General features: G+C 58.4%; 1 protein-coding gene. It reads right to left on the bottom strand.

The window, feature by feature from the left end; all coding sequences use genetic code 11:
* Nucleotides 1-503: 503 nt before the first annotated feature.
* The gene (locus AC0L25_RS32240) at nucleotides 504-1,820 is read right to left on the bottom strand and encodes a serine hydrolase domain-containing protein (protein WP_473599155.1); all 1,317 of its coding nucleotides are present in this window, start codon (nucleotides 1,818-1,820) and stop codon (nucleotides 504-506) included.
* Nucleotides 1,821-2,518 lie beyond the last annotated feature (698 nt).

Here is a 2,518-nt window from a genome sequence, read left to right as displayed (position 1 = left end):
CGATGACGCAGACTGCCCAATCCCTGTCCTGGACGTCCGGCGTATGCACCGCTAGCCCGATCAGGTGCGCTCGGTGTAGTGATATGGCGCTTGCGGCCTTTGATCTTCTTGCCGGCGTCCTAGCCACGCAAACGGGCAACGTCCATGGCCTTTGCCGATGATGATGCGGCGCTCGGGTCGCCTGGGCGACCGAGCGACGCATGCTGCTACCGCCAGGTTGAAATTGATGGTCCTCCACAGCCGATTGTCTCGCCGAGCATGGAAATAGCGTTGAACCATTGTAGCGAGTGAGAAGCGATGGTCCGCGAAGCCCGCCACTGTTGAAGCGATATAGAGGAGCGCGTCTAAGACTGTCCGCAGCTCGGAGACTAAGTCCTGTTCTCGTGATGGCCGGCCATTGACCGATCGCGACCCCATGTACGGTTGATCCCACAGGGGTCATCCCGGCTTTTCACGATCGACTTACCCCGTCGCCGCGGAGAGCAGCGCATGCCCCACAGTTCTTAGCGTTCCAATTCATCTCGGATGGCGCGGATCGCCGCGAATGAATCAAACGGAAGGAGTTCGGGGGCGGCGTGATATACTTGGTCAGGCCACTGTGCGCGTTTCACCGGTAATTGGCTAGGCTGGTGGGAGAGTTTCACCGCCGCGAAATCCGCCTCCGGATCAATATAGATCACTTGGCCACCATACCCCCACGCAATATAGGCGCCTCTCTCTTGGTCCTCGATCCAGAAAGTATTGTGATAAGCACCGTTTGGCAACTCTGACCTCGCATCTACGTAAGAGCTCGGATTTGCGAACAACTCAAATAGACGAGGCTTAGGGCGTCGTGTAGCCTCGATCCATTCAGCTGGGACGATCTGCCTCCCGTTCAGTCTGCCGCCGCGCAGATGCAGCAGCGCGAAGCGTGCAAAGTCACGAAGTGTGGCCTGGAATCCGCCGGACGACATGGCGAAACGGGATTTGTCTACGATCTGGCAGGCGTCTTCCTCCGCCCCCATCGGCCCCCACAATTCACTGCTGTACAGCTCCGGGAGAAACTTGCCGGTTACGCGTTGCATGATGAGCCCCAGCACGTCGATGTTGGGGTCAAAATACGCGAACCGTGCGCCGTGCGGCGCCTCCTGCTCCGTGATCCGCAGAATGGCTTGCCACATGTCTGCTGGAGCGTCAGGATGTGCCTCGGAGGGGCCAAAATAGCCTGATGCCACACAGAAATTGTAGTAATCCGTGTGTGGCTCATGCCATGGACCCTTCATCGTCGCGCCCGCAGTCATGTCAAGCAGGTGCTGAACCGTAGCGCCGCGATAGGCGGTCGCCTGAAGTTCCGGCAAATACCGCGTTACCAGACTTTCAGGGTCGATAAGCCCCCGGTGGACAAGGATCCCGAACATCGTCCCCGTGATGGACTTCGAACCCGATCTGGCGATGTGCTTAAAATGCGGTTCCATGCCATTCATGTATGCTTCGAATACGATCTCGCCGCGATGCAGAACCAGAAACCCGTCAGTATAATCCCTGTCGAGATAATTACGGATTGTGGCGCGCCGGCCGTTTCTGGACGCAATTTCAATGTCGCCGATATCCCGGGGCCGCTGTGCAAGCGGCAGTACCGGTCCAAGTCCCCGCCAAACCCCGGCGGTTCGCGTGTATTCGCTTACGTGGGAAAATGTCCAACTGCTGTAAGGCCAAAAGGACCACTCATCCGGCGGGATCATAGGTGCGCCTAGCGTCGGATCCAGCTGCCATGACTCGGGACCAGACTGCGATGACTTGCTGACAGCGCGGCCGCCGAGATCGTCCACTTCCTGCGACATCGAAATGGTCCTCCCTCTAAGCTAGCTACACGTTCATGAATAAATGGACCTATCTCCTGTATAGCATCGTCGCTGAACTGCTCGCGCGCACTACACCTGCTGTCGACGCATGAAATCGGCGTTTTCCTGTCGCATACGCAGTTTGACACGCCGTGCAGGGGACCCGCAACCGAGACAGTGTCGACTGCACGATCCGGCCGGGTGAGGACTTGAGAGTTTTTGCCCAGAGTCGCGGCATGGCGCGATAATGGGAAGAGTACTACTAAGGAACGCTCTCTGGTCGACGCGGCGTCGGCCACGACTAGTCAAGGACGCGGTCCACCATTAGGTCAAACACGAAAGCATTCACTGCCCCGAGCTTGAGCCGCCCACACACAGGATATCGAGCGTGAGCCGCTCGATCGATCGCCTCATCCTCTATCCCAAGCAAAGGTTGCTTCACGGCAGGCCGGTTCCCGGCGCCGTTCATGAATGCCCGCCGCAGGCATTGCGCCTCGAAGGAACTGCGGCCAATATCAGCGCCACGATATGCTGCATTAGCGCTACGAATGCTACGCCACGCTCCGCGTGGTCATGATCCCGCCAGCGGCGCCTTTGTCACCATCCTTAGGAGCCTGAACGGCCGAACTCTTACGCGACGAACGATACAGTCCGTCGAGATAAAGAATGATGTCGGCACAGTTCAGCCGACGCCCCAG

This window comes from Mesorhizobium sp. WSM4813 (assembly GCF_055811555.1).
This window is presented reverse-complemented; position numbering and strand designations above follow the sequence as displayed.